The organism is Pseudomonas sp. KBS0710 (assembly GCF_005938045.2).
Taxonomy (GTDB): domain Bacteria; phylum Pseudomonadota; class Gammaproteobacteria; order Pseudomonadales; family Pseudomonadaceae; genus Aquipseudomonas.
On the sequence record NZ_VCCF02000001.1, the window covers coordinates 4,232,133 to 4,259,127 of the forward strand.

A 26,995-nucleotide genomic window follows, 5' to 3' on the forward strand; every position below is an offset into this window, starting at 1 on the left:
TCCATGTCGAAATTTTTTATCGACCGTCCCATTTTCGCCTGGGTAATTGCCCTGGTGATCATGCTGGTCGGGGCACTCTCGATCCTGAAGTTGCCCATCAACCAATACCCGGCCATTGCGCCAACCGCCATCGACATCCAGGTGACCTACCCAGGCGCGTCCGCACAAACCGTGCAGGACACCGTGGTGCAGGTGATCGAGCAACAGCTCAACGGTATCGACAACCTGCGTTATGTCTCCTCGGACAGTAACTCCGATGGCAGCATGACCATCACCGTGACGTTCAATCAGGGTACCAACCCCGATATCGCCCAGGTCCAGGTACAGAACAAGCTGAACCTGGCCACCCCACTGCTGCCGCAAGAAGTGCAGCAGCAGGGTATCCGCGTTACCAAGTCGGTGAAGAACTTCCTGATGGTGATCGGTCTGGTGTCCGAAGACGGCAGCATGACCAAGGACGACCTCTCCAACTACATCGTGTCCAACATCCAGGACCCGATCTCCCGTACCGCGGGGGTGGGTGACTTCCAGGTGTTCGGTTCGCAGTACGCCATGCGTATCTGGCTCGACCCGGCCCAGCTGAACAAATACCAGCTCACACCAGTGGACGTCAGCAATGCCATCAAGGCCCAGAACGTGCAAGTGGCCACCGGCCAATTGGGCGGCCTGCCTGCCCTGCCCGGCACCCAGCTGAACGCCACGATCATCGGCAAGACGCGCCTGCAAAGCACCGAGGAATTCGCCAAGATCCTGATGAAGGTGAACACCGACGGCTCGCAGGTTCGCCTGGGTGACCTCGCGCGCATCGAACTGGGCGGCCAGAACTACAGCATCAGTGCGCAGTTCAACGGCAAGCCGGCTTCGGGTATGGCGATCAAGCTGGCGGCCGGTGCCAACGCACTGGACACCGGCAAGGCCATCCGCGAAACAGTGAAGTCCCTGGAGCCGTTCTTCCCGCCTGGCATGAAGGCGGTGGTGCCCTATGACACCACCCCGGTAGTGACCGAATCGATCTCCGGTGTGGTTCACACCCTGATCGAAGCGATCGTGCTGGTGTTCCTGGTGATGTTCCTGTTCCTGCAGAACTTCCGAGCCACCATCATCACCACCATGACCGTACCGGTGGTATTGCTGGGTACCTTCGGGATCCTGGCGGCGTGCGGCTTCACCATCAACACCCTGACCATGTTCGGCATGATCCTGGCCATCGGCCTGCTGGTGGACGATGCCATCGTCGTGGTGGAAAACGTCGAACGGGTAATGGCTGAGGAACACTTGTCGCCTAAAGAGGCGACGATCAAGTCCATGGGCCAGATCCAGGGCGCCCTGGTGGGTATTGCCCTGGTACTGTCGGCGGTACTGCTGCCGATGGCGTTTTTCGGTGGTTCCACTGGTGTGATCTACCGGCAGTTCTCCATCACCATCGTTTCGGCGATGGCATTGTCGGTAATGGTTGCCCTGATCTTCACCCCGGCTTTGTGCGCCACCATGCTCAAGCCGATTGATCCGGAAAAACACGGCCAGCCCAAGCGCGGCTTCTTCGGCTGGTTCAACCGTACCTTCGACCGTGGCGTACTCAAGTACGAGCGCGGCGTGGGCGGCATGATCAAGCACAAGATCCCGGCATTCCTGGTGTATGCGCTGATCCTGGCCGGCATGATCTGGATGTTCACCCGTATTCCAAGCGCGTTCCTGCCTGAGGAAGACCAGGGTGTGATCTTCGCCCAGGTGCAGACTCCGGTCGGTGCTTCGGCTGAGCGCACGCAAAAAGTCGTCGACGACATGCGCGCCTTCCTGCTGAACGACAAGGAAGGCGAGCCAGGCGAAGGCAAGGCGGTGAAGTCGGTGTTTACCGTGAACGGCTTTAACTTCGCCGGTCGTGGCCAGAGCTCGGGGCTTGCGTTCGTGATGCTCAAGCCATGGGATGAGCGTGACTCTACCCAATCGGTGTTCGAAGTGGCCAAGCGTGCCCAGGGTTACTTCTTCGGGGCCTTCAAGGACGCCATGGTCTTCGCTATCGTGCCGCCTTCGGTGCTGGAGCTGGGTAACGCCACTGGTTTCGACGTGTTCCTGCAAGACCAGGGTGGCGTCGGCCACGACAAGCTGATGGCTGCACGTAACCAGTTCCTGGGTGCGGCGGCACAAAGCAAGGTGCTGGCCGGCGTACGTCCTAACGGCGTGAACGACGAGCCGCAGTACGAGCTGACCGTTGACGACGAGAAGGCCAGTGCCCAGGGCATCAGCCTGGCGGATATCCAACAGACACTGGCCATTGCCTTGGGTGGCAGCTACATCAACGACTTCATCGACCGTGGTCGCGTGAAAAAGGTGTATGTACAAGGTGACGCCGCCAGCCGGATGTCGCCGGAAGACCTGAATAAATGGTACGTGCGCAGCAACGACGGAAAAATGGTGCCGCTGTCGGCCATCTCGTCGGGCAAGTGGATCTACGGTTCGCCCAAGCTTTCGCGATACAACGGTGTAGCGGCGATGGAAATCCTCGGTACCCCGGCACCTGGCTACAGTACCGGTGACGCGATGGCCGAAGTCGAACGCATTGCCAAAGAACTGCCGGCCGGTGTCGGTTATGCCTGGACAGGTCTGTCGTACGAAGAGCGCCTTTCCGGTTCCCAGGCGCCAGCGCTGTACGCACTGTCGCTGCTGGTAGTGTTCCTGTGCCTGGCGGCACTGTACGAAAGCTGGTCGATCCCGATCGCGGTGATTCTGGTGGTACCTTTGGGGGTGATCGGTGCGTTGATCGCCACCAGCCTGCGCGGCTTGTCCAACGACGTGTTCTTCCAGGTGGGCCTGTTGGTGACGGTGGGCCTGGCGGCGAAAAACGCCATCCTCATCGTGGAGTTCGCCAAGGAGCTGCATGAGCAAGGCAAAGGCATCGTCGAGGCGGCTATCGAAGCGTCCCGCATGCGTCTGCGCCCGATCATCATGACCTCGTTGGCGTTCATGCTCGGCGTATTGCCTCTGGCGATCTCCACGGGCGCCGGCTCAGGCAGCCAGCATGCGATCGGTACCGGCGTGATCGGCGGTATGATCACGGCCACTGTGCTGGCGATCTTCTGGGTGCCGCTGTTCTACGCAACTGTATCCGCCGCTGGCGAACGCAAAAAGAAAGACACTACTGAAACTCCTAAAGAGGCTGGCCAATGAGCAAGTCGCTACTTTCCTTAGCCGTCACCGCATTCGTGCTCAGTGGCTGCTCGCTGATCCCTGACTACCAGCGCCCTGAAGCGCCGGTAGCAGCCCAGTTCCCGCAGGGGCCGGCGTACTCGTCGGCCCAGGCGCCGGGCCAGGCCGCTGCCGAGCAAGGCTGGAAGCAGTTTTTCCATGACCCTGCCCTGCAACAGCTGATCCAGACCGCGTTGGTCAACAACCGTGACCTGCGTGTCGCGGCCCTGAACATCGACGCCTATGCGGCGCAGTACCAGATCCAGCGTGCTGACCTGTTCCCGGCGGTTTCGGCCACCGGCAGCGGCAGCCGTTCGCGTACCCCGGCCAAGCTGTCGCAGACCGGCGAATCGAGCATCTCCAGCCAGTACTCGGCGGGCCTGGGTATCAGCTCGTATGAGCTGGACCTGTTCGGTCGCGTGCGCAGCCTGAGTGAAGAAGCCCTGCAAAAGTACTTCGCCACTGAAGAAGCACGGCGCAGCACCCAGATCAGCCTGGTGGCCAGTGTGGCGAATGCCTACCTGACCTGGCAGGCCGACAAGGAACTGCTCAAGCTGACCCAGGACACCCTCGGCGCGTTCGAGCAGAGCTTCAAGCTGACCTCGCGCAGCAACGAAGTCGGCGTGGCCTCGGCCCTCGACCTCAGCCAGGCACGCACCTCGGTGGAAAACGCCCGCGTTCAATTGGCGCGCTATACGCGCCAAGTGGCCCAGGACGAAAACAGCCTGACCCTGTTGCTGGGCACTGGCCTGCCGGCGAATATCACCAGCAAGCCGCTGTCGGATGACCTGCTCAGCGAAGTGCCTGCCGGGTTGCCTTCGGACCTGCTGCAACGTCGTCCCGACATTGTGCAGGCCGAATACAACCTCAAAGCCGCCAACGCCAACATCGGCGCGGCCCGTGCTGCGTTCTTCCCGAGCATCAGCCTGACCGCCAGCGCTGGTACCGCCAGCCCAACCCTGGGCGGCCTGTTCAAAGGCGGTTCGGGCACCTGGTCGTTTGCTCCGCAGATCAACATCCCGATCTTCAACGCCGGTAGCCTGCGCGCAAGCCTGGACTACTCGAAGATCCAGAAAGAGATCAACGTGGCCAACTACGAGAAGGCCATCCAGACCGGCTTCCAGGAAGTTTCCGACGGCCTCGCCGCCCGTGAGACCTACAAGCAGCAGTTGGATGCCCAACGTGGCTTCGTCGCAGCCAACCAGGATTACTATCGCCTGGCCGAGCGTCGCTACCGCATTGGTGTCGACAGCAACCTGACCTTCCTCGACGCCCAGCGCCAACTGTTCAGTGCCCAGCAATCGCTGATCACCGACCGCCTGGCGCAGCTCAACAGCGAGGTCAACCTGTACAAGGCCCTCGGCGGTGGCTGGAACGAGCAGACCGCGAAGAACGAGCCGTTGAAAGAAGAAGCACCGGCGCTGAAGTTGTTCTGATGCTGATGTCGTTGTAAAAAAAACCGCCCTCTTTACAGGGGGCGGTTTTTTTATGGCCAATCTTTTGTATTGCCGCAGTGAATTCAGTTGCTCACTTGAAAAGCTGAGCAGTTGACCTTTACATCCTCATCATTCGATTTGAAATAAATCGAAAAGAGGCCACTCAAAATAGTCTTGCCATTGCTGTCCGTGGAAAGCTGTTTGATCGTCAAACTCCCCGAGTAATCATCTGAGGGGAAGTACTCGATGTAACCTTTTAAAGCAAAACTGGCTTTTATAAAGGCTTGGGGGCCAGAGCCGATGACATACGTCATACCCGATTTCAGGGGTCCCTGGCCAGCCTCAAGGGTCAGTTCATTTTTTGAACCTGGAGCGTCCTCAATCCCCATGCGGATAATGAGCTGGTAGTCCTTGATATAAGACTCTAACTCTCGCTTGTCGAAAGGAATGGCAACCGGTTCGCGGTCGCCAATCAACAACTGCGCCTCGAACGCCTCCGAGGACGTTAAAAACTTGCCCATATCTGATCCAAAGCTCATAAGTTCTTCTCCCTTAACCACCTGAACAACCCCAGTCACCGTCTCGAACATAGGCTCGTCACCGCAAGCTATCTACTGTCAAACCTGACAGTAGACACCCACCCAAATTCGCCAGAAGCTGACGGGTTGAGCGCCGCACAATTTACGTTCGATCATCGCCCACAACCCGCTCTCCCCCACTTTCATCGCCCCCGCACCGCCGCGCACCATGGCCCGCACCTGCATAACCCCAATAACAACAGGTCCAACACCATGAGCACGTTCCGCCCGCGCCAGCTATTGCTGGCAACCGCTGTCGCCAGCCTTGCCCTGCCCGTCGTCGCCGAAGAACATGGCTTTCTCGAAGACGCCAGCGCCAACCTCAACCTGCGCAATTTCTTCTTCAACCGCAATTACACCAACCCGACCAAAAGCCAGGGCGGTGCGCAGGAGTGGACGCAAAGTTTCATCCTCGACGCCCGCTCCGGCTTCACCCAGGGCACGGTGGGTTTCGGTATGGATGTGCTGGGCATGTACTCACAGAAGCTCGATGGCGGGCGCGGCACCGGCGGCACCCAGCTGTTGCCGCTGGACCGCGACGGCCGCCCGGCGGATAACTTCGGGCGTCTTGGGGTCGCGTTCAAAGCGCGGATTTCCAAGACCGAAGTCAAGGTCGGCGAGTGGATGCCGGTGCTGCCGATTCTGCGTTCGGACGACGGCCGCTCCCTGCCGCAAACCCTGCGTGGCGGGCAGATCACTTCCAGGGAAATCGACGGCCTGACCCTCTACGGCGGCCAGTTCCGCGCCAACAGCCCGCGCGACGACAGCAGCATGACCGACATGTCGATGTTCGGTAAAACTGCCTTCACCTCCGACCGTTTCAACTTCCAGGGCGGTGAATACGCCTTCAATGACAAACGCACCCAGATTGGCGTGTGGAATGCCCAACTCAAAGACATTTACAGCCAGCAGTACGTCAACCTGATCCATAGCCAGCCGCTGGGTGATTGGACGTTGGGCGCCAACCTCGGCTTTTTCTACGGCAAAGACGACGGCAGCGCCCGGGCAGGCGAGCTGGACAACAAGACCTGGTCCGGCCTGTTCTCCGCCCGTTACGGCGGCAACACCTTCTACGTCGGCCTGCAAAAACTCACCGGCAACAGTGCCTGGATGCGCGTCAACGGTACCAGCGGCGGCACCCTGGCCAACGACAGCTACAACTCAAGCTACGACAACGCCCAGGAAAAATCCTGGCAAGTGCGCCACGACTATAACTTCGCCGCCCTCGGCATACCCGGCCTGACCTTGATGAACCGCTATATCAGCGGCAGCAACGTGCACGCCGGCACCGTCACCGACGGCAAGGAATGGGGGCGCGAGAGCGAAGTAGGCTACACGGTGCAGAGCGGCACTTTCAGGGATCTGAACGTGCGCTGGCGCAATTCCACGATGCGCCGGGACTACAGCAACAATGAGTTTGATGAGAACCGCTTGATCGTCAGCTATCCGATCAGCCTCTTGTAAGCGACCAGGCCGCCCCTGCTGCAGCCGCGCGTCTTGATTGATCGCGGCTGTTTTGTAGCAAATTGTCTTACTTAGAACAGGAACGTTTCCCTCCCATCACTCGACTGAAGGCGTGCATCTTTGCGGCAAATGCCGACACAAAAAACCACGCTATCCGACACGAGGTTAACCGTCCATGAACTCAGTCACTTCGCATAACCATCCCTTCATGGCGCCATCCCAACTTCCACCCAGCAATAGTCAGCCCCAACCGCCCTCAGGCCCACCACCCACTCGAACCAAAACACAAATGCTGGTGGATGACGGCTACCTGCGTGTCGGCCAGATGCTGATCGAGGGTCTCAAAAACCCCGGACGTCCAGAGACACTGGAGAACATTTTGATCATCGAAACCGGCGATCAATCGGACCGGATTCATATCAGTCAACGTCCTGACGGCCAGCTGTACGCGCGGATAAACGGTCGCGACTACGCCTTCAGTACCTTCGACGGCCGTTCAAACGCACCAACCTTCCTCCACATCAAAAGCGCGGCGGGTGACGACCGCATTACGCTCGACCCCAATGTCACTGTGCGAGTGAAGATCGAAGCCGGCGATGGCGACGACACCGTGCAGGCTGGAGGCGGTCACACCAGCATCTATGGTGGGCGCGGCAATGACCATATTCGCCTTGGCAGCGGCACAGGCTATGCAGAGGGCAATGAGGGCGACGATACGATTGCCGGCGGCACTGGCCACGCCGCCCTGTACGGCAACAGTGGCAACGACCGTTTGTACGCAGGCAGCGGGCCGGCGAGCAAACACAGCCACCTGGATGGCGGTGCCGGCGACGACCGCCTGTACGCGGGCAATGGGCACACGGTGCTCAATGGCGGCCAGGGTAACGACCTGTTAGTCGGCTACGACCAGACTACCGTTTACACGGGGCCGGGTCATGACACCGTGTGGGCCAACACCCTCAGAGCGCGTATCCATGCACAAACGACGGATCACCTGATCGGCACCCAACACTCGACAGTCACCCGCATAACAGCAAACGAAACGGGCCGACAAGCGTTCAACATCCATGGATCACCGGACTTCATCCAGCGGGTCGAAGACGATCTGGCGTTGCTTCGCGCTTCGCCCCAAGGGCAAAAAATGCTGGAAGCGCTGGATAAGGCCGCGGTTCAAAACGGCGCCCCTGTCCACATCAGGCAATCTAACAGCACCAATAACCTCTACGATTTCTGGAGTACTGAGCTGCAAAGAATGGCCGATGCCCATCAGCATCCCGAGACCCCGGATGACCCAAGGATGGGGTACATCAAGGACGGTGTGCCTGGCGCCCGCGCGGACGACGCTACGATTTTCTATAACCCGGCGCATATCCATGGCAGCGATATGCCGTTGGTCCAGCTCTACCATGAGATGGCGCACGCCTGGAACGGAGCCAACGGCACGTTCCTGGCCGGTGAGAGTGATCCGACCAGCGCTCACCCTCAGCGCCCCGGCCCACCCAATAACGAACTGCAAGCCGTGGGCCTGCCAAGCAGCGCGGCGCCCTACGACTTCGATAACGACCCCTCCACCCCGCCAACCTCGACCAACCCAGCCCCTTTTACCGAAAACACCCTGAACGAAGAAATGGGTAAACCACTGCGCACGAGCTACACCTGACACTTGAAAGCGGGCTGGCGCAGCAGCCCGCCGTGCCAAGACACCCGACTTTATTTCCCGGTGATCACCGATGTGCACATGCTGTATGGTGCATGCGCCCTTCAGTCGATACAGGGATTTCATCGACGCCAACCCTCTCTTGAACCTGGCCGCCATGAAATACCTTGTTATCGCGTTGTCTATCCTGCTCAGCGGCTGCATCAGCGCCCCCATCGCCATGACCCCGCAGACCGCGCAGCGCCTGCAAACCCAGGCGCCAATCCGTTTTCTGCTGACGTTCGATGACGGCCCCAGCGCCTCGGGCTACAACAACCCGAGCCGCTCCGTGATTGCCGACCTTGCGCACAACCCGGTGCTGCCTGGTATCAAAGCGGTGTTTTTCCTGCAGACTGAAGCCTCACGCTCCGGCGGCAGCCCGCGAGGCCGCACGACCATGCAGCGTGAATACGCTGCCGGACATGTATTGGCCTTTCACACGGCCACGGCGTTTCACACCAACCATCGCTGGCTCAATGATGCCGAACTGGAAAGCACCCTCACCGAGGGCGCAGCCGACATTGCCTCAATCACTGGCACTGCGCCCACCCTGGTACGCCCGCCGTTCTGGAACTACGACAGACGCACTTTCGCCGCCTACCAGCGCCACGGCATGCAGGTGCTGCTGACTGACCTGAGTGCCAATGACGGCAAGATCTGGGGTTTCAATGGCAGCCCACGCCGGCGGGCGAATTTGTATCGGCAACTGTCGGTGGTGCGCGAGCGCATTGCCTTGGGCGAACTGCCCACCGTCGATGGCGTGATACCGGTGGTGGTGACCTTCCACGATATCAACCGTTACACCGCGCGACACCTGCAGGAATACTTGCAGATCCTGATGGACAGCGCGCGCATCAACGGCATGAAGGTCGCTGCCGAGCCGTTCTACACCGAGCATGCCGAACTGGAGCGCGCAGCACTGGCGCGCACGGTGAAGGATGTGAATGAAGCCGTGCATTTGCCGGGGGTGTGGAATTGGGTGTGGGATGCGGACTCCCACTAACCTCGCACACACAGGAAGTCTCCTGTGGGAGCTGGCTTGCCTGCGATGGCATCACCTCGGTTTAGCTGACAGACCGAGTTGCCTGTATCGCAGGCAAACCAGCTCCCACATTTGAGCGTATTTCACATTCAATCTCGCTGGCGCGACTCGACACCCAACTCATCCCACACTGACTCGGCCAGGTGAAACGTGGCATTTGCCGCCGGAATCCCGCAGTAGATCGCGCTCTGCATCAGCACTTCCTTGATCTCGGCGCGGGTCACGCCGTTGCTGGCGGCGGCGCGCAGGTGCAGCTTCAACTCTTCACTGCGGTTCATGCCGATCAGCATGGCAATGGTGATCAGGCTGCGGGTATGCCGAGGCAGGCCTGGCCGGGTCCAGATATCACCCCAGGCGTGGCGGGTGATCATTTCCTGAAATTCGCTGTTGAACTCGGTCAGGGCATTGAGGCTGCGGTCGACATGCGCATCACCCAGCACTTCGCGGCGCACTTGCAGGCCATCGGCATAACGTTGTTTCTCGTCCACAAGAAGCTCCTTAACGGGCCAGCAGGAATTCCAGCACTCGGTCGCTGAACGCCGCGCCGGCTTGTACGTTGGACAGGTGCGCCGCGTAGAACTCGGCGTACTCGGCCCCCTTGATCTGGTTCTGGATAAAGTGGCTGCCGGCCGGTGGGGTCACAGCATCTTCGGTGCCGGCAATCGCCAGGGTCGGCACTTGGATTCTGGACAGTTGCTCGCGCAAATCCGCATCCCGTACAGCTGCGCAGTTGGCGGCGTAACCCTGGGGCGACGTGGCGGCGAGCATGTCGGTAATCTGCTGGGCCTGGTGCGGGTTGGCGGCGGCGAAATCGGCGGTAAACCAGCGTGCAATCGACGCATCGCGCAGCGCTACCATGGCCGCCGCACCGTCACGCAAAACCATCTCGATTCGCGGGTTCCAGATCTCCGGCGTGCCGATCTTGGCGGCGGTGTTGCACACCACCAGGCGCAGCAGGCGATCACCTGCGTGGATGCCCAGCCATTGGCCAATCAGGCCGCCCATGGACAGCCCGCAAAAATGCGCGCGTTGGATATCCAGCGCATCCAGCAGCGCAATCACGTCGCGTCCCAACTGCTCGATCTTGTACGGCCCCTCGGTCACCAGAGACTTGCCGTGCCCACGGGTATCGAAACGCAGCACACGAAAATGCTGGGTGAAGGCCGGAATCTGCACGTCCCACATATGCAGGTCGGTGCCCAACGAGTTGGACAGCACCAGCACCGGCGCGCCCTCAGGCCCGTCCAGCTGGTAATGCAATGGGCCATCGGCCAGTTGTACAAATGCCACGGCGGTCTCCTTACGCGGTCAATGCAAAATGGTCGGTCACCGCACGGGTGACCCAGGTTTGCGCCTGGCCCAGGTAGTGGGCCGGGTCGAGCAGGCGGTCCAGTTCAGCCGCCGACAGCTCGGCGGTGACCTGTGGTTCGTCTGCCAGCACTGCGCGCAGATGGCGCCGTTCGGCGACGGCGCGTTTGCAACAGTGTTCCAGCAAGTGGTGTGCGGTCTCGCGGCCCAGGCGTTGGGCAAGCACGATGCTCACGGCTTCGGCCAGCACCAGGCCTTGGGTCAGGTCAAGGTTGTGCGCCATACGCTCGGGGTCGACCTCCAAGCCTTGGCTCACCAGCAGCGCCTGTTTCAAGGCACCCGACACCAGCCGGCAAATCTCTGGCAAGGTTTCCCACTCGGCGTGCCACAGGCCCAGGCTGCGCTCGTGCTCCTGGGGCATGGCGCTGAACATCGTCGCCACCAGCCCCGGCACACAGGTGGCCGCGCTGATCAACACGGCGGCGCCCACCGGGTTACGCTTGTGCGGCATGGTCGATGAGCCGCCTTTGCCCGGCGCCGACGGTTCGAACACCTCCGCCGCTTCGGTCTGCATCAACAGGCTCAGGTCGCGCCCCAGTTTACCGAGGCTGCCGGCGATCAGGCCGAGCACGCTGGCAAACTCCACCAGCCGATCACGTTGGGTGTGCCAGGGTTGTTCGGGCAGGCTCAGTTGCAGTTCAGCCGCCAAGGCGTGCGCCACCGGCATGGCGTGCTCACCGAGTGCCGCCAAGGTGCCGGATGCGCCACCAAACTGCAGCACCAGCAAACGCGGCTTCAGCTCGGCCAGGCGCTGGCGACTGCGCGTGACTGAGCCCAGCCAACCGGCAATTTTCATCCCCAGCGTGACCGGCGTCGCATGCTGCAACCAGGTTCGCCCAGCCAGGGGCACGTCGGCATAACGCTGGGCCTGCACAGCAAGCACCTCGCCCAATTGCGCCAGGTCCGCTTCGATCAGCGCCAACGCCTGGCGCAGTTGCAACACCAGCCCGGTGTCCATCACATCCTGGCTGGTCGCACCCAGGTGCACGTAACGCTCGGCGCCGGCATCTTCAGCGGCAATCAATTTGCCCAAGGCCTTCACCAGCGGAATCGCCGAATTCCCCGCCGTGGCAATCGCCTCGCCGAGGGCGTCCACATCGTAAAGCGAAGCCAGGCACGCCTGGGCGATCGGCGCGATGGCGGCTTGGGGAATCAGCCCGACCCGGGCCTCGGCCCGGGCCAGCGCCGCTTCGAAATCCAGCATGCCCTGCAAACGTCCCTGGTCGCAGAACACTTCGGCCATGCTGTCAGCGGTGAAGTAAGCGTCGAACAGTTGATTGCTCGTGCGCAGTGTCATAACTCATCCCTAGAGGTCGTGGTGTAGATAAGCCGCCTGTTTGGGCAGACGCAGGCTGAACAGGAAAGCGACCGCCATCATCGCGGTGACGTACCAGTAAAAGGTATTTTCCATACCGATGGATTTCAGGCTCAACGCGACGACTTCGGCCGAACCACCAAAAACCGCATTCGCCACCGCATAGGCCAGGCCCACACCCAGTGCGCGCACCTGCGGCGGGAACATCTCGGCTTTGACCAGGCCGCTGATCGAGGTGTAGAAGCTGACGATCGCCAAGGCCAGGGTGATCAGCACAAAGGCCAGGAACGGGCTGGTGACGGTTTTCAAGGTCAGCAGGATCGGCACGGTGAACAGCGTGCCCAGGCCTGCGAACCAGAGCATCGAATTACGTCGACCGATCTTGTCCGCCAGCATGCCGAACAGCGGCTGCATGCACATGTACAGGAACAGCGCGCCGGTCATGATGTAGCTCGACGTCTTGGCGTGCATGCCCACGGTGTTCACCAGGTATTTCTGCATGTACGTGGTGAAGGTATAGAAAATCAACGAGCCGCCGGCGGTGTAGCCCAACACGGTAATGAAGGCTTTGCCGTGGTCACGGAACAACGCGACGATGCTGCCGGCGTCTTTGTCTTCACGCATTTCCTTGCTGGTGGTTTCTTTCAAGGTGCGACGCAGCAGCAGGGAGATCACCGCAGCAATGGCGCCGATCACGAACGGAATACGCCAGCCCCAGGCGCGCAGTTCTTCTTCGGTCAGGATCTGTTGCAGGATCACCACCACCAGCACCGCCAGCAATTGGCCGCCGATCAGGGTCACGTATTGGAATGAGGCAAAAAAGCCGCGCTGGCCCTTGAGCGCCACTTCACTCATGTAGGTCGCCGTGGTGCCGTATTCGCCCCCCACCGACAGGCCCTGGAACAGGCGCGCCACCAGCAGCAAGGCCGGCGCCCAGGCGCCGATATCTTTGTAGGTGGGCAAAAAGGCGATGACCAGGGACCCGGCGCACATCATCAGCACCGAGATCATCATCGAGTTCTTGCGCCCGTGCTTGTCGGCCACTCGGCCAAACAGCCAACCGCCAATAGGTCGCATCAGGAACCCGGCGGCAAACACACCGGCGGTGTTGAGCAGTTGCACCGTGGGGTCGTCCGAGGGGAAAAACGCCGGGGCAAAATAAATCGCGCAGAAGGCATAGACGTAGAAGTCGAACCATTCGACCAGGTTGCCGGAGGAGGCCCCGACAATCGCAAAAATCCGTTTGCTGCGTTCTTCTCCGGTGTAGTGACTCGTTGTTGTTGTCATGTTTTTTTCACTCAGTGGGAACGGCTATAGCCTAGACATACTTTGCAACAACCATGTTCCGCAAGCAGACTTTTGGATAGGTGCAGCCTTGAGGGCGCCATCGCAGGCAAGCCAGCTCCCACCTTTGATCCTGTTCACAGATCAAAATGTGGGAGCCGTGCTTGCCCGCGATGGCGCCCGCCGGCTCAACTCAATAATCGAAGAACACCGTTTCCTTGTCTGTGCCCTGCAAAATCACATTCCACTGATGCACACCCTGCGCATCCGGCGTGGCAATCAACGTGCCGCGACGCTCAGCAGGCACGCACGCCAGCAACGGGTCATCACCATTCAACGCTTCACCGTCGAAATAGATCCGCGTCAGCAGGTGCTTCACCAAGCCACGGGCAAACACCAGCACCACCAGGTGCGGCGCCTGGGTCGTGCCTTGCAGGCCCGGCACACTGCCTGGCTTGATGGTGGTAAACCGAAAACGGCCTTCGGCATCCACCGGCACGCGGCCAAACCCCTCAAAGTTGGGATCGACGGCCTTGGCCTGCTCGTCTTCCGGGTGGTCGTACTTGCCGGCGGCATTCGCCTGCCAGACTTCGAGCATGGCGTCATTGACGACATCACCGTTGCCGTCCACCACTTGCCCGCTGATTGCCACGCGCTCGCCCAAGGTGGCCGGCACGGTCAGGTCTTCGCGGTTCAGCCAGGTCAGGCCGATGTGGTAATACGGCCCGACGGTGTGGGACGTGGTCGCATTGAGGGTCATCTCATTTCTCCATCGGCGTGGCGTCGCGGCCGCGCAAAACGATGTCCCAGCGATAGCCGAGGGCATAGGACGGAATGGTTTTTTCCAGATCAAAACTGGCGATCAGCCGCTGCTTGGCGCTGGTGTCCGGCACGCAGTTGTAGATCGGGTCGTATTCCAGCAGCGGGTCGCCGGGGAAATACATCTGCGTGACCAGCCGCGTCAGCACGCTGGGGCCAAACAGCGAGAAGTGGATATGCGCCGGGCGCCACGCGTTGTGGTGGTTGCCCCACGGGTAGGCGCCGGGCTTGATGGTCTGGAACTGATACCAGCCGTCGGCGTCGGTGACGGTGCGGCCGGTGCCGGTAAAGTTGGGGTCCAGCGGCGCGTCGTGCAGGTCGCGTTTGTGGTTGTAGCGACCGGCGGCGTTGGCCTGCCAGATCTCCACCAGAATGCCCGGCACCGGCAGGCCGTTTTCATCCAGCACACGGCCGTGGATGATGATGCGCTCGCCCTGGGGCTCGCCTGCGTGCTGGGCGGTGAGGTCGTTGTCCTTCTCGTCGACTCGCTCGGCGCCGATGGTCGGGCCGGTAATTTCCGACAAGGAGTGCGGCAAAAACACCAATGGCTGGGACGGCGAACGCAGGTTCGTCGACTGGTAGGCCGGGTGCAGGTAATCAGGTTGGGTGCCCGCTTGCGGGCGCCGGTAACCGGGCTTGTCACTCATGGAACAATCCTCTCTTATTAGATGCGTTCAATCGCCAGGGCCAAGCCTTGGCCGACGCCCACACACATGGTCGCCAAGCCTTTGCGGCCGCCGGTTTTCTCAAGCTGATGCAATGCAGTCAGCACCAACCGCGCGCCGCTCATGCCCAACGGGTGGCCAAGGGCGATGGCGCCGCCGTTCGGGTTGACCTGCGCGGCATCGTCGGCGATACCCAGTTCACGCAGCACCGCCAAACCTTGGCTGGCGAAGGCTTCGTTGAGTTCGATCACGTCAAAGTCGGTGACCGCCAAACCGAGGCGCTCCACCAGTTTGCGCACCGCCGGCACCGGGCCGATGCCCATCACACGCGGCGCAACCCCAGCGCTGGCCATGCCCAACACACGGGCGCGGGCGGTGAGGCCGTGCTGTTTGACCGCTTCGGCAGACGCCAGAATCAGCGCCGCCGCACCGTCATTCACGCCCGACGCATTGCCGGCGGTGACGGTTTTATCCGGGCCATTAACCGGCTTGAGTTTGGCCAGGGCCTCCAAGGTGGTGTCGCGTGGATGCTCGTCGTGCTCCACCAGGGTTTCGCCTTTTTTATGCGCGACGCGCACCGGCACGATCTCTTCGGCGAAGAAGCCGGCGGCTTGTGCGGCAGCCGTGCGTTGCTGGCTGCGCAGGGCGAAGGCGTCTTGGTCGGCGCGGGACACGTTGTAGTCGTCGGCGACGTTATCGGCGGTTTGCGGCATCGCATCCACGCCGTATTGGGCCTTCATCAACGGGTTGATAAAACGCCAGCCAATGGTGGTGTCTTCCAGTTTCATGTTGCGTGAAAACGCCGCGTCAGCCTTGCCCATCACAAATGGCGCACGGGACATCGACTCGACGCCACCGGCAATCGCCAGCTCCATTTCGCCGCTGGCGATGGCGCGAAAGGCCGTGCCGATCGCGTCCATGCCCGAGGCGCACAGGCGGTTGAGGGTCACGCCCGGAATACTTTCCGGCAGGCCCGCCAACAGCAATGCCATACGCGCGACGTTGCGGTTGTCTTCACCGGCCTGGTTGGCGCAACCGAGGAATACTTCGTCGACGGCGCTCCAGTCCACCGACGGGTTGCGCTCAATCAGCGCCTTGATCGGCAAGGCTGCCAGGTCATCGGTGCGCACCGTGGACAAACCACCGCCAAAACGGCCGATGGGCGTGCGGATGGCATCACAAATAAAGACGTCGCGCATCAGGCTTCTCCCGGTGCTTGGCCGTGGGCAGCAGCAGTACGCGCTTCGAGATCACGCAGCGCGGTCAGCTCCACCTCGGTCGGCTCGGCGGTGGTGCTTACGTGGTCGGCAAAACGAATCGCCCAACCGGTGGCCGCCACCACTTGCTCGCGGGTTACGCCAGGGTGCAAGGCGGTGACCACGAACTCATGGCTGCCCTCCTCCGGTTCCATGATGCACAGATCGGTAATAATTCCTACAGGACCGGCGCCAGGCAGGCCCAGGCGTTTGCGTGAGTCACCGCCTTCGCCGTGGCCGACCGAAGTGATGAAGTCCAACTTATCGACAAACGAACGCGCCGACTGCTTGAGGATGATCAACACACTCTTGGCGGAACCGGCAATCTCCGGCGCGCCACCGGCACCCGGCAGGCGCACTTTAGGTTGGTGATAGTCCCCCACCACGGTGGTGTTGATGTTGCCGAAACGGTCGACCTGGGCGGCGCCGAGAAAGCCGACGTCGATGCGCCCGCCTTGCAACCAGTAGCGAAAAATCTCACCGGTCGGTACTACGGTGTCGGCGGTTTCTGCCAGTTCGCCGTCACCGATGGACAGCGGCAACACTGATGGTTTGGCGCCAATCGGGCCGGATTCGTAGATCAGCACCACATCCGGCGACGACGTCAGGCGTGCCAGGTTCGCGGCCTTGGAAGGCAAGCCGATGCCGACAAAGCACACCGAGCCGTTCTTGAGGCGGCGCGCGGCGGCGACGGTCATCATTTCATTGGTCGAGTAAGCCATTACTTGGCCTCCTGCGCGTTGGCCAGCTTGGCCTGGAATTCACTGAAGTCAGCGGTGCCGTGGATGTATTCGTCGATCCACGCGGTAAAGGTCCCACGGTCGCGGGCGATCGGGTCCCACGCCTGGTAGAAACGGTTGTCGCGCTCGTTATAGCCGTGGGCGTAGGACGGGTGCGCACCACCGGGTACATGGCACACCGCAGTCAGGGCCCAGGTCGGCAATACGCAACTGTTCATCGGCGCATTCAGGTCGTCGACGATTTCTTCGACGGTGACGATGCAGCGCTTGGCCGCCAAGGCTGCTTCCTTCTGCACGCCGAGAATGCCCCAGAGCAACACATTGCCCTTGCGGTCGGCCTTTTGTGCGTGGATCACGGTGATGTCCGGGCGCACCGACGGCACCGCCGCCAGCACTTCGCCAGTGAATGGGCAGGTCACGGTTTTGATCAGCGGGTTGACCTTGGGCAGGTCGGAACCGGCGTAGGCACGCAGCACCGCAAACGGCAGGCCCGAAGCACCGGCGACGTAGGCATTGGCCAGGTCGGCGTGGCTATGTTCTTCGATCTCCAGCGGCTGCGGCCATTGTTTTTCAACGGCGTCGCGCAGGCGATGCAGGGAACCCACGCCCGGGTTACCGCCCCAGGAGAAAATCAACTTGCGCGCGCAGCCTGCACCGATCAACTGGTCGTAGATCAGATCAGGCGTCATACGCACCAGCGTCAGGTCTTTCTTGCCTTGACGAATGATTTCATGACCTGCCGCCGTAGGGATCAGGTGGGTGAAGCCTTCGAGGGCGACGGTGTCGCCGTCGTTCACGAAGCGCTTGACCGCATCACGCAAGGTGAGAATTTCAGCCATGGGGTTGGGCTCCCGGTGTTGATCGAAAAAGGCGCTGAGGTGGCGCCGAAGTGCTTGAAGATTAAGCCGGGCAAATGGGCCAAACAATCCGATAATCGACTCAGCGTTCGATTATCGAACGGATTGTTGGCAGGCTATCGATCTACGTCAGGTCGCATCCGCATGGCTGACCATGCCTTTGATCACCACGGCGGCCGTGGCCAACGCCGCCGGAATCACCAGCGCCGTCAGCACTTGTTCGAAGTTCCAGCCCAGGCCCAGCAAGGTGGCGCCCATCCACGCGCCAAGGATCGCGCCAAAACGGCCAATGCCAAGCATCCACGACACACCGGTGGCGCGGCCTTGGGTCGGGTAGAAGCGCGCAGCCAGGGACGGCATTGCCGATTGCGCGCCGTTGACGCACATCCCGGCGATCAACACCAAGGTCGCCAACAGGGTGATATTGCCCAGGCTCTGCCCCACGGCGTAGGCAAACACCCCGGCCAGCAGGTAGAAAGTTCCGATGACCTTGTGAGGGTTGAAGCGGTCCATCGCCCAGCCCACGCCGACCGCACTGAGCACGCCGCCAAACTGGAACAACGCGCCGATAAAGGCGGCCTGTTCCATGCTGGCGCCACTGTCGCGCATCAGGGTCGGCAGCCAGCTGGTCAGCAGGTAAACAATCACCAGGCCCATAAAGTAGGTGAGCCACAGCAGCAAGGTGCCGGCGCTGTAGGTGCCGGAGAAGATCACCGCGAAGACGTTGCGCGCTTTTACGGTTTTTTGCTCGGGCACACTGAAACTGGTGGCCTGGGCAACGATCGTGGGTTCGATGGGTGACAAGGTTTTGCGCACCTTGTCGGTACCGCGATTGCGCACCACCAGAAAACGCGCCGACTCCGGCAGCCAGACCAGCAGCACCACCGCCAGGATCAACGGCAGGATGCCGCCGATCAGCAGCAGGCTATGCCAGCCGAACGCAGGGATCAGCTTGGCCGAGATAAACCCGCCGCCGGCCATGCCCAGGTTGAAACCGCAGAACATGCTGGTCACCAGCAACGATTTGTGGCGCTCGGGGGTGTATTCCGACAGCAGCGTGGTGGCGTTCGGCATTCCCGCGCCCAGGCCCAGCCCAGTCAGGAAGCGCAACACCAGTAACTGGTCGACGTTGGTGCTGTAGGCCGAGGCCAGGCTGAACGCGCCAAACACCAACACCGCGCTCACCAGCACCACTTTGCGGCCGAAACGGTCCGCCAGCGGGCCGGAACCGAGTGCGCCGAACACCATGCCGATCAACGCGGCGCTCATCACCGGGCCGAGGCTGGCGCGGTCGATGCCCCAGTCCTGGGACAGCGCCGGTGCGATAAAGCCCATGGCGGCGGTGTCGAGGCCGTCGAGGAAGACAATCAGGAAACACAGGATCACCACGCGCCACTGGTAGCGCGACAGTGGCTGGGCGTTGATAAAGGACTGCACGTCCAGAGTGGTACCGACAGAAGGCTGATTCATTATTTTTATTCCACACCGATGGCGGGCTAACGACCTGGGGTCGTCATTATTATTGGGCGGCTCCTCAGAGCGCTGCCGCACAGTAATAAGTCGGGGGAAACAGCGTCAATTGATCAAACCGGGATCTGTGCGGTCACCGAACACTTAGGCAAACAGTTGCGCACTCAGCTCGCGACTGGCGCTGAGCATGCTCGGCAGGAAACGCTGCTCCAGCTCGCTGCGGCTGACACGCCCGGCGTGGGTGCTGACATTGAGCGCGGCCAACACCTGGCCGGAAGCGTCGTACACCGGCACGGCGATGGAACGCAGGCCCTGCTCCAGTTCCTGATCGACGATGCACCAGCCCTGTTGACGCACTTGTTGCAGGCATTCGAACAAGGCTTCGGGCGTGGTCAGGGTGCGGCTGGTCTTGGTTTGCAGGTCGGCGTGGTCGAGATAGTCCTTGAGCGAAGCATCATCCAGCGCCGCCAGGAGGATGCGCCCCATCGATGTGCAATACGCCGGCAAACGCCCGCCCACCGACAGATCCACCGAGATCAGGCGCTGGGTGGTGGCAGAGCGGGCGATATACAGGATGTCGTCGCCTTCCAGGGTCGCCATATTGCAGGCTTCGTGCAATTGCTCGCTCATACGGTCCAGGTACGGCTGGGCCGATACGGCCAATGGCGTGGAAGACAAATAGGCATGCCCCAGGGTCAGGACCTTGGGCAGCAGCGAATAGGTGCGCCCATCGGTGGTGGCATAACCGAGTTTGATCAAGGTGTGCAGGCAACGGCGCACGGCGGCACGCGGGATTTCGGTGCGATGGCTGATCTGGGCGATGGTCAGGTGGCGCTTGCGCTCCTGAAACGCCTGCACCACGGCCAGGCCGCGCGCCAGGGAGGTCATGAAGTCCGGATCACCGGTAAACGCTTGGATACGCTTGGCCGGTGAAGCCACGATCGGCGGCGCCACTGATGCGAAGGAGTTGCGCAATTGATCGTTCATTTCAAGGGTCCTTTCTCTTGTTTTCAACCGCTGGGAGGGTTGGCCGCCATTACAAGCCGCGCCGGTCGGGATGCACAAGGTGGCGCCCGCAACATTGGGCGATTATCGGACGGCCATGCGATTATCGCAATTCTGCCGGTGGAACCCGACAGCTGGTGGGACCACTACAGTAATGCGCGTAACGCGCGAATGACTCACACCGTCATGTAACAAAAGTCTCACACGAAGTTGACGCTTTTTAACTTAATGCTGATAGTTTTATTCAAATGCGCCGCTATAATGCAGCTTGTGCAGAGGTCGGCCCGGTTTCATTATCATCGGGAGTGGAGCTCACCAGGCGATGCGCGTTGCATGCATCATCGGTCACACATACCTGTTTATAAGATTTGCCCTTTGGTCTTTTTTTTCAAACTTGAATGGTTCTACTGTTCAATTTCAAACAACCCGAGGACGACTTTCAGGCATGCCGCTGCACAGTCAATACACTCAACTTAATTAGGTAACACTGTGACGAAAGACGAACTGCGCGCGGAACTTGAGCGCCAGGAACAACGTTACAAGGACGTTTACGGCGGGGAAGTCACCACCTACGCCGCACAACCTGAACCCGAGCGCAAACCCTGGCGCAAACGCGCCAGTTTGCTCGATCAGGCATTTGCCCAGGAAATCCAAAAGATTGAACAGGAACTCAAAACCGAAGAGCCATAAGCCCTTCGCTCTGAGTTTCCAGGGTCTTGCTGTCTCTGCCGGCTCACCGCCGGCGGAGGGCACCTCGCATGGACTTACCATTGGTCAGCGTCCTGCTGCTGCCAACGAAATTTCATACAAATGTTTCAGACATGACGTTTGCATGACAAATCCGTGTCTTTTCGGCCCCATACTTTATAAATCAAAGACTTGCCAAAGCCCCGAAAACCCTGGGATGCACCGCTTTGCCCGATGCTTTTTCAGTGAAGATTGTTACCGATGAGCAGCTAATGCATCGATTACTGAGGTTTTCTGGCATAATCGCGCCCCCTTACGACCGGGTCAGAAAACCTTCATGATCGATTTATTCAGCGGACTGGATGCTTGGGTTCTAGTGAGCCTGTTGCTCGCCCTGGCCTTTGTCCTCGCCTTCGAGTTCATCAATGGCTTTCATGACACCGCTAACGCGGTGGCCACAGTCATCTACACCAAAGCCATGCCGCCGCACCTGGCCGTGTTCTTCTCCGGGGTGTTCAACTTCCTCGGCGTGTTGCTCGGTGGTGTCGGCGTCGCTTACGCCATCGTGCACTTGCTGCCGGTGGAGTTGCTGATCAATGTGAACACCGGCCATGGCCTGGCAATGGTCTTCTCTTTATTGGCAGCGGCGATCACCTGGAACCTGGGCACCTGGTACTTCGGTATCCCGGCCTCCAGCTCCCATACCTTGATCGGCTCGATCCTGGGTGTCGGCCTGGCCAACGCCCTGATCAACGACATCCCCCTGGCGGACGGTGTGAACTGGCAGAAAGCCATCGATATCGGCGCTTCCCTGGTGTTCTCGCCGATGGCCGGCTTCCTGGTCGCAGCCTTGGTGCTGATCGGCCTGAAATGGTGGCGCCCACTGTCGAAAATGCACAAGACCCCGGACCAGCGCCGCAAGCTTGACGACAAGAAGCACCCACCGTTCTGGAACCGTCTGGTACTGGTGATCTCGGCCATGGCCGTGAGCTTCGTGCACGGTTCCAACGATGGCCAGAAGGGCATCGGCCTGATCATGCTGGTGCTCATCGGTATCGTACCGGCGCAGTTCGTACTCGACCTGGGCAGCACCACCTACCAGATCGAACGTACCCGTGACGCTACCGTGCACCTGAGCCAGTTCTACCAGCGCAACAACGCCACCCTTGGCGAGTTCCTGGCACTGGGCAAAAGCGTGAAGGACGACCTGCCGGGCAAGTTCCAGTGCAACCCGCAGCAGACCGAGCCGACGATCAATGCATTGATGGAAACCCTCAAAGGCGTTTCCGACTACCATTCGCTGACTGCCGAGCACCGCATTGAAGTGCGTCGCTACCTGCTGTGCCTGGACGACACCGCGAAGAAAGTCGGCAAGCTGCCGGGCCTGGAAGCGCGTGAGAAGTCCGACCTGGACAAGCTGCGCAAAGACTTGACCGCCACCACCGAATACGCCCCGTTCTGGGTGATCCTCGCCGTCGCACTGGCCCTGGGCCTGGGCACCATGGTTGGCTGGAAGCGTGTGGTACTGACCATCGGTGAGAAGATCGGCAAGCAGGGCATGACCTATGCCCAGGGCATGTCGGCGCAGATCACCACGGCGAGCATGATTGGCCTGGCCAACATCTTCAGCCTGCCGGTGTCGACCACCCACGTGTTGTCGTCCGGTGTTGCCGGCACCATGGTCGCCAACAAGAGTGGCCTGCAAGGTGGCACCGTCAAGACCATCCTGATGGCCTGGGTGTTGACCTTGCCAGCAACCGTAGGCCTGTCGGCCGGGTTGTTCTGGCTGGCGTCCAAGGCGTTGGGTAGCTGATAGGCTGCGGCTGAAAAAGAAGGCGTGATCCCGATAAGGATCACGCCTTTTTTTATCTCCACAGATCGTTCCCACGCGGAGCGTGGGAACGATCATCTGCACAACACACTAAATAGCAGGCAAAAAAAAGGGCGACCGAAGTCGCCCAAAATGCCTTGCGTGCTCATGTAACCCAGAAGAACTTACGGTTCTTTACGCTTATTAGCGTCCTTCCAGATAAAAATCCCAAACCCTACAAAAAACAGCACCATGAGGCTGACAGTCAGCACCCCGGCAAATACCACATTATCGAAAAACATGACCGGCCTCCTGCTCGTGCCCTGTTGCGATAGGGCTAAGTTAATCGAGAAGGCGGATTGGAAAATTGACGGGGATCAATGTCGCCCGCAACGGGGCGTAAAGAAGGGCAATAACTGACCTGCATCAAGGGATGCAGGTTGTTTCAACGCTTTTTCGGTTTGTTCTTCGACTTCTTCTTGGTCTTGCCTAAAGGCATCGCTTGTTCAAACGCCTGGCGCACTTCGTTCAGGCGCTTGTCATTCAGATCATGCACACGCTTGGCGCGTTCGGCATTCAGGTCAATCAGCTTGTCATCATCACTCATGGCTTGGCATACGTCGTGGCGGGAATGGCTCAATAATGCGGCCTCTCCCGCTCGACGGCAAATACCAGGGTGAAAATCCTCGTACTTCCCTCTTCTGGCGCTTATTTATCCCGCTCAAACGTAATGATGGAACGTGTAGTCCCCGGCCAATTCGGCATTTGGCGCCAGGGCGTCAGCACTTCCAGCGTGTCGCCCCTGACCTGAAAATCACGGCATTGCACCGTCCCCACCCACGCCGGATTCCAGGCAGAATCAACCTCTGTACACCATTGATTGCCCTCGACCCGCTCAATACCGGTATAAGCCACCAGCGTATTCAACAGCACTGATTTTTCAGCGTCGGAAGAGCCGGGCTTTCTTCCCTCACCGGTCAACACGAAAGCCACTCGATGATCTGCGGTAAAAATAACGCGCCCGGAAGGACGGCTGCCCATTGCCGGGATTTTCTCACGCGTATCCTGGGACTCGACCTGATAGCCCACCAGCTTCCAGGCCCCGACCAGCGGTGACTCATTCGCTGCTGCGCCTGCGCAAAGGCCCATTGAAACCGCCAATCCGATCACATTGGCCTTTATAAGGTTTTTCATCGCTCTACCGTCTCAAAAAAGACACAGAGCTTTGCGTACAGCCGCCCGAGGAGATGTAAGGCATATCCTCAAACTACGACAGAAGAATCTGCGGGCGACAAAAGGAAACACATCGCCCAAAATCGACACTTTCCAACTTACCCTGTAGGCGCACTCAGTTGGCACTGCACAATGACCTTCCGCCGCTGCTGGCCCTGCGCGCTTTTGAGGCGGTGGCGCGGCACTTGAGTTTTATCAAGGCGGCCAATGAGTTGTCGGTTACCCAGAGCGCACTCAGCCACCAAGTGCAAAAACTCGAACAGTATCTGGGCAAACCACTGTTTATCCGACGCACCCGCGCGATTGATCTGACCGCCGACGGCCAACACTACTACGACGAAATCCGCCCGGCCCTCGACATGATCGCCGCCGCCACCCGCGCGCAAAAAGTCGCCCCCACGACCACGGTACTGCGCGTGGGCCTGTTGGCCTCGTTTGCCACGCTGTGGTTGGCCCCACGCCTGGCCGGGTTTCTCAATCGTTATCCGCATATCCAAGTGGAACTGCTGCCGGCGATTCAATTGGCCAACGTCGCCGCCGCCGAGGTCGACCTGGCCATCCGTTACGGCAAGGGCGACTGGCCCGATGTGCAGGCCACGCGCTTGATGGCGGAGGTCATCTCACCGGTGTGCAGCCCGGCCTTCAAGGCCAGTCAACTGCACAACGCGCCCTTGTTGATGGCCACCTCGCACCGCCCTTTCGAGTGGACGGATTGGTCTGCGCACTACCGGGTCAACCTCGACCACCACCCCCGCGTGATGCTGCACGACTACAACATCGTGGTCGAAGCCGCCGTGGCCGGCCAAGGCATCGCCATGGGCCGTCACCGCCTGATAGAGCGCAAGCTCAAGGACGGCAGCCTGGTGGAAGCCTTCGACTGGCCGCCCTATCACAGTGAAATCGGTTACTGGCTGATCGTGCCTCAAGGCCCTGCGAGCCAAGCCGTCGAATGCTTCAGTCAATGGTTGCAAGACACCTGCGCCGACGCATGAGCTATTTCGATACGTCGCGTGAGATCTATCCGTTTGTCGCCCATTGCTACAACAAACATGCTCAAACCTCTTAACCCGAGAGGATCCAACATGAGCGATTCCATCCACCAACGCGTACAAGCCCTTGGCCTGACGCTGCCAACTCCCAGCCAACCCGCAGCCAACTACATCAACCATGTGATCAGCCAGAACCAGCTGTTTATTTCCGGGCAAATTCCCATGGTCGAGGGTAAACCTGCCTACATCGGCCGGCTGGGCGAATCCCTCAGCGATGAAGAAGGTGCCCAGGCAGCAGAGCTGGCGGCGCTGGGCTTGCTCGGCCAGTTAAGCGCTGCCGTCGGCGATGACCTGTCGCGCGTGGTGCGTATTCTCCGTTTGGGTGTGTTCATCGCCAGCAGCGGCGATTTCACACGCCAAAGCGTGGTTGCCAATGGCGCCTCCAATCTGCTGGTCAATGCCCTGGGCGACAAAGGCCGGCACGTGCGCACCGCCGTCGGCGTTTCGAGCCTGCCCGCCGGCGTCGCCGTGGAGGTGGACGCCATTTTCGAGCTGCAGCCGTGAGCCCGCTGCAAGTCCAGCACCTGCGTGACGACACACCCGGCTGCCAGTCGGGCATCGTGCACTTCAACCACGCCGGTGCCTCGCTGCCGAGCCAAGCCACCCTCGACGCCATCATCGACCAGTTGCAACGCGAAGCCCGTGATGGCCCGATGGAGGCCGGCGAGCATGGCGCGATCCTGGTGGAAAAAGCCCGGCGCGCAGCCGCGCAACTGCTCAATGCGCCCGCCTCCTCGATTGCCTTTGCCAGCAGCGGCTCAACCGCCTGGAGCCTGGCGTTCCAGGCCTTGGGGCCGTGGCAGCCGGGCGATCGCATCCTGGTCGGCCGCCATGAATGGGGCGGCAACCTGGCGAGTATGCAGTTGGCGGTGCAAGCGGGTGCACACGTGGAGGTCATCCCCTGCGATGCCACCGGCGCAGTGTGCCCGCTGGCGCTGGAAGCGATGATTGATGCCAACGTCAAACTGATCGACCTGACCTGGCTGCCGGCCAATGGCGGCCTGATCAACCCGGCCCAGGCCATCGGCGAAGTGGCCAGGCGCCACGCAATCCCCTACTTCATCGACGCCGGCCAAGCCGTCGGCCAGTTGCCGGTGGACGTGCAGGCGTTGCACTGCGACGTGCTCAAGTCGGCCGGGCGCAAACACCTGCGCGGGCCGCGTGGCACGGCGCTGCTGTATGTACGACCGGACTTTCTGCAACGCCTGAACCCCGCCCAGCGCGATGTGTTCTCGGCGCCCTGGACTGCTGAAGGGTTCGACCTGCGTAACGATGCCCGCCGCTTTGAAACCAGCGAAGTGTCCTACGCCTTATTGGTGGGCCTGGGCAATGCGTTGCAGGAAATCAACCGACTGGGCGTGGAGCAGACATGGGAAAGGGTCCTGCAACTCAGTGGACGAATCCGCGACGCGCTGCGTCAGATTCCGGGCATCTCACTGCACGATTTGGGCACGGCCCACTCAGGACTGATCGCCTTTAACCTCGCCGGTTGGGACGCGTTTGAACTCAAACGCAGGCTGGGATTGAAGCGCATCAACATCGGCGCCAATAGCGTGGCCTACACGCCGCTGGATATGCAGGCGCGGGGGCTTACAAGCATCGCGCGGGTGTCTGTCAGCCCGCTCAACACCGAACACGACATTGAATTGCTGATCGCCGCGTTGCGCGAGTTGCGCGATTAAACCTCGACGTCCACCCACAAACCCTGGCGCGGCGCGTCTTCGATCAGCGGCGCCACCGGCACCGTGTTGTCGGCGTTGAGCTCATCGCCGGGGATCGCCAGGTGCGCGTCAGGGTCTTCATCCGCTTCGCGCCGGCGTTTCTGCTGCTCTTGCTGACGGCGTTGTTCTTCACGCAGTAAAAAAGTCGACTGCTCGGCATCGCCCTTTTTCAGGTCGATAGTGCTTTCGTTGGAGCCCGGCTGAACAGGCACCACGGGCGGGATATCCGGCTTCTGGCGCACCGGATCAAGCTGTGACGTAACCGGCACAACACTCAGGGGCAGTATGGGTGGCAGCATGGTTTTTAGTCTCCTGTT

26 protein-coding genes are annotated in these 26,995 nt (G+C 60.6%); 10 read left to right on the forward strand and 16 right to left on the reverse strand.

Features of this window, described 5'->3' with window-relative positions:
• Positions 1–3 precede the first annotated feature (3 nt).
• Entirely contained in the window at positions 4–3,165 is a 3,162-nt protein-coding gene (locus FFI16_RS19400) for an efflux RND transporter permease subunit (RefSeq protein WP_138816381.1), read from the forward strand.
• Positions 3,162–4,619, forward strand: a complete 1,458-nt coding sequence (adeC, locus tag FFI16_RS19405; protein ID WP_138816382.1) for an AdeC/AdeK/OprM family multidrug efflux complex outer membrane factor — start codon at positions 3,162–3,164, stop codon at positions 4,617–4,619. Before FFI16_RS19400 ends, adeC begins: the two co-directional genes overlap by 4 nt.
• An 83-nt stretch (positions 4,620–4,702) precedes the next feature.
• Here the strand turns inward: adeC and FFI16_RS19410 are convergent, their stop codons facing one another.
• On the reverse strand, positions 4,703–5,209 hold the full coding sequence (locus FFI16_RS19410; RefSeq protein ID WP_138816383.1) for a hypothetical protein: 507 nt from the start codon (positions 5,207–5,209) through the stop codon (positions 4,703–4,705).
• 201 nt (positions 5,210–5,410) lie between these two features.
• Here FFI16_RS19410 and FFI16_RS19415 point away from each other — a divergent pair, with 201 nt between their 5' ends.
• The 3 genes from FFI16_RS19415 (at position 5,411) to FFI16_RS19425 (ending at position 9,360) form a co-directional block, all read left to right on the forward strand.
• Positions 5,411–6,661: an OprD family porin gene (locus FFI16_RS19415; protein WP_138816384.1), complete on the forward strand. Its 1,251-nt coding sequence runs from the start codon at positions 5,411–5,413 to the stop codon at positions 6,659–6,661.
• 289 nt (positions 6,662–6,950) lie between these two features.
• A complete protein-coding gene (locus FFI16_RS19420) occupies positions 6,951–8,321 on the forward strand; it encodes a M91 family zinc metallopeptidase (protein WP_256666274.1) in 1,371 nt (456 codons plus the stop codon).
• A 154-nt stretch (positions 8,322–8,475) separates the two neighbouring features.
• The gene (locus FFI16_RS19425) at positions 8,476–9,360 is read left to right on the forward strand and encodes a polysaccharide deacetylase family protein (protein WP_138816386.1); all 885 of its coding nucleotides are present in this window, start codon (positions 8,476–8,478) and stop codon (positions 9,358–9,360) included.
• Between the two features lie 128 nt (positions 9,361–9,488).
• On the opposite strand, the gene pcaC is transcribed toward FFI16_RS19425, so the two are convergent.
• From pcaC to pcaR, 11 genes are all read right to left on the reverse strand, one after another.
• Positions 9,489–9,887 carry a 4-carboxymuconolactone decarboxylase gene (gene pcaC, locus FFI16_RS19430; protein ID WP_138816387.1) on the reverse strand — a complete coding sequence of 133 codons (399 nt, stop codon included), beginning with the start codon at positions 9,885–9,887 and terminating at the stop codon, positions 9,489–9,491.
• Positions 9,888–9,897: 10 nt separating this feature from the next.
• A complete protein-coding gene (gene pcaD, locus FFI16_RS19435; protein WP_138816388.1) occupies positions 9,898–10,689 on the reverse strand; it encodes a 3-oxoadipate enol-lactonase in 792 nt (263 codons plus the stop codon).
• 10 nt (positions 10,690–10,699) lie between these two features.
• Positions 10,700–12,064, reverse strand: a complete 1,365-nt coding sequence (locus FFI16_RS19440) for a 3-carboxy-cis,cis-muconate cycloisomerase (protein ID WP_138816389.1) — start codon at positions 12,062–12,064, stop codon at positions 10,700–10,702.
• A gap of 9 nt (positions 12,065–12,073) precedes the next feature.
• The gene (locus tag FFI16_RS19445; RefSeq protein ID WP_124385515.1) at positions 12,074–13,369 is read right to left on the reverse strand and encodes an MFS family transporter; all 1,296 of its coding nucleotides are present in this window, start codon (positions 13,367–13,369) and stop codon (positions 12,074–12,076) included.
• Between the two features lie 190 nt (positions 13,370–13,559).
• The gene (pcaG, locus tag FFI16_RS19450) at positions 13,560–14,126 is read right to left on the reverse strand and encodes a protocatechuate 3,4-dioxygenase subunit alpha (protein ID WP_138816390.1); all 567 of its coding nucleotides are present in this window, start codon (positions 14,124–14,126) and stop codon (positions 13,560–13,562) included.
• A gap of 1 nt (position 14,127) precedes the next feature.
• Positions 14,128–14,832 (reverse strand): protocatechuate 3,4-dioxygenase subunit beta, encoded by a 705-nt coding sequence (gene pcaH, locus FFI16_RS19455; protein ID WP_138816391.1) that lies wholly within the window; start codon positions 14,830–14,832, stop codon positions 14,128–14,130.
• Between the two features lie 17 nt (positions 14,833–14,849).
• Entirely contained in the window at positions 14,850–16,052 is a 1,203-nt protein-coding gene (pcaF, locus tag FFI16_RS19460; protein WP_178112745.1) for a 3-oxoadipyl-CoA thiolase, read from the reverse strand.
• Positions 16,049–16,828: a CoA-transferase subunit beta gene (locus tag FFI16_RS19465; protein WP_017137231.1), complete on the reverse strand. Its 780-nt coding sequence runs from the start codon at positions 16,826–16,828 to the stop codon at positions 16,049–16,051. The genes pcaF and FFI16_RS19465 overlap by 4 nt, the downstream gene beginning before the upstream one ends.
• Positions 16,828–17,685, reverse strand: a complete 858-nt coding sequence (locus FFI16_RS19470) for a CoA transferase subunit A (protein ID WP_138816393.1) — start codon at positions 17,683–17,685, stop codon at positions 16,828–16,830. The genes FFI16_RS19465 and FFI16_RS19470 overlap by 1 nt, the downstream gene beginning before the upstream one ends.
• 147 nt (positions 17,686–17,832) lie before the next feature.
• Complete coding sequence (locus tag FFI16_RS19475; RefSeq protein ID WP_138816394.1) at positions 17,833–19,173, reverse strand: MFS transporter; 1,341 nt, start codon at positions 19,171–19,173, stop codon at positions 17,833–17,835.
• A 144-nt stretch (positions 19,174–19,317) separates the two neighbouring features.
• The gene (gene pcaR / locus FFI16_RS19480; RefSeq protein WP_017137228.1) at positions 19,318–20,160 is read right to left on the reverse strand and encodes a pca regulon transcriptional regulator PcaR; all 843 of its coding nucleotides are present in this window, start codon (positions 20,158–20,160) and stop codon (positions 19,318–19,320) included.
• 507 nt (positions 20,161–20,667) lie between these two features.
• Between pcaR and FFI16_RS19485 the strand changes: the two genes are divergently transcribed.
• The gene (locus FFI16_RS19485; RefSeq protein ID WP_003189295.1) at positions 20,668–20,868 is read left to right on the forward strand and encodes a hypothetical protein; all 201 of its coding nucleotides are present in this window, start codon (positions 20,668–20,670) and stop codon (positions 20,866–20,868) included.
• Positions 20,869–21,202: 334 nt separating this feature from the next.
• A complete protein-coding gene (locus tag FFI16_RS19490) occupies positions 21,203–22,678 on the forward strand; it encodes an inorganic phosphate transporter (RefSeq protein WP_138816395.1) in 1,476 nt (491 codons plus the stop codon).
• 182 nt (positions 22,679–22,860) lie between these two features.
• Here FFI16_RS19490 and ccoM read toward each other — a convergent pair whose 3' ends face one another.
• The 3 genes from ccoM to FFI16_RS19495 all read right to left on the reverse strand — a co-directional run bounded on the left by ccoM (position 22,861) and on the right by FFI16_RS19495 (position 23,869).
• Positions 22,861–22,977 (reverse strand): cytochrome c oxidase subunit CcoM, encoded by a 117-nt coding sequence (ccoM, locus tag FFI16_RS30795; RefSeq protein ID WP_017137226.1) that lies wholly within the window; start codon positions 22,975–22,977, stop codon positions 22,861–22,863.
• Positions 22,978–23,120: 143 nt separating this feature from the next.
• Positions 23,121–23,282 carry a hypothetical protein gene (locus FFI16_RS30540; protein WP_164484814.1) on the reverse strand — a complete coding sequence of 54 codons (162 nt, stop codon included), beginning with the start codon at positions 23,280–23,282 and terminating at the stop codon, positions 23,121–23,123.
• Between the two features lie 101 nt (positions 23,283–23,383).
• On the reverse strand, positions 23,384–23,869 hold the full coding sequence (locus FFI16_RS19495) for a lipocalin-like domain-containing protein (RefSeq protein WP_138816396.1): 486 nt from the start codon (positions 23,867–23,869) through the stop codon (positions 23,384–23,386).
• 158 nt (positions 23,870–24,027) lie between these two features.
• Between FFI16_RS19495 and FFI16_RS19500 the strand changes: the two genes are divergently transcribed.
• The 3 genes from FFI16_RS19500 to FFI16_RS19510 all read left to right on the forward strand — a co-directional run bounded on the left by FFI16_RS19500 (position 24,028) and on the right by FFI16_RS19510 (position 26,639).
• Complete coding sequence (locus FFI16_RS19500) at positions 24,028–24,900, forward strand: LysR substrate-binding domain-containing protein (protein WP_138816397.1); 873 nt, start codon at positions 24,028–24,030, stop codon at positions 24,898–24,900.
• Between the two features lie 90 nt (positions 24,901–24,990).
• Positions 24,991–25,461, forward strand: coding sequence for a RidA family protein (locus FFI16_RS19505; protein WP_138816398.1), 471 nt, complete (start codon positions 24,991–24,993; stop codon positions 25,459–25,461).
• The gene (locus FFI16_RS19510) at positions 25,458–26,639 is read left to right on the forward strand and encodes an aminotransferase class V-fold PLP-dependent enzyme (protein WP_138816399.1); all 1,182 of its coding nucleotides are present in this window, start codon (positions 25,458–25,460) and stop codon (positions 26,637–26,639) included. Before FFI16_RS19505 ends, FFI16_RS19510 begins: the two co-directional genes overlap by 4 nt.
• Here FFI16_RS19510 and FFI16_RS19515 read toward each other — a convergent pair.
• On the reverse strand, positions 26,636–26,977 hold the full coding sequence (locus FFI16_RS19515) for an aspartate-semialdehyde dehydrogenase (protein ID WP_138816400.1): 342 nt from the start codon (positions 26,975–26,977) through the stop codon (positions 26,636–26,638). The two genes, FFI16_RS19510 and FFI16_RS19515, sit on opposite strands and share 4 nt — an antisense overlap.
• Between the last annotated feature and the right edge of the window lie 18 nt (positions 26,978–26,995).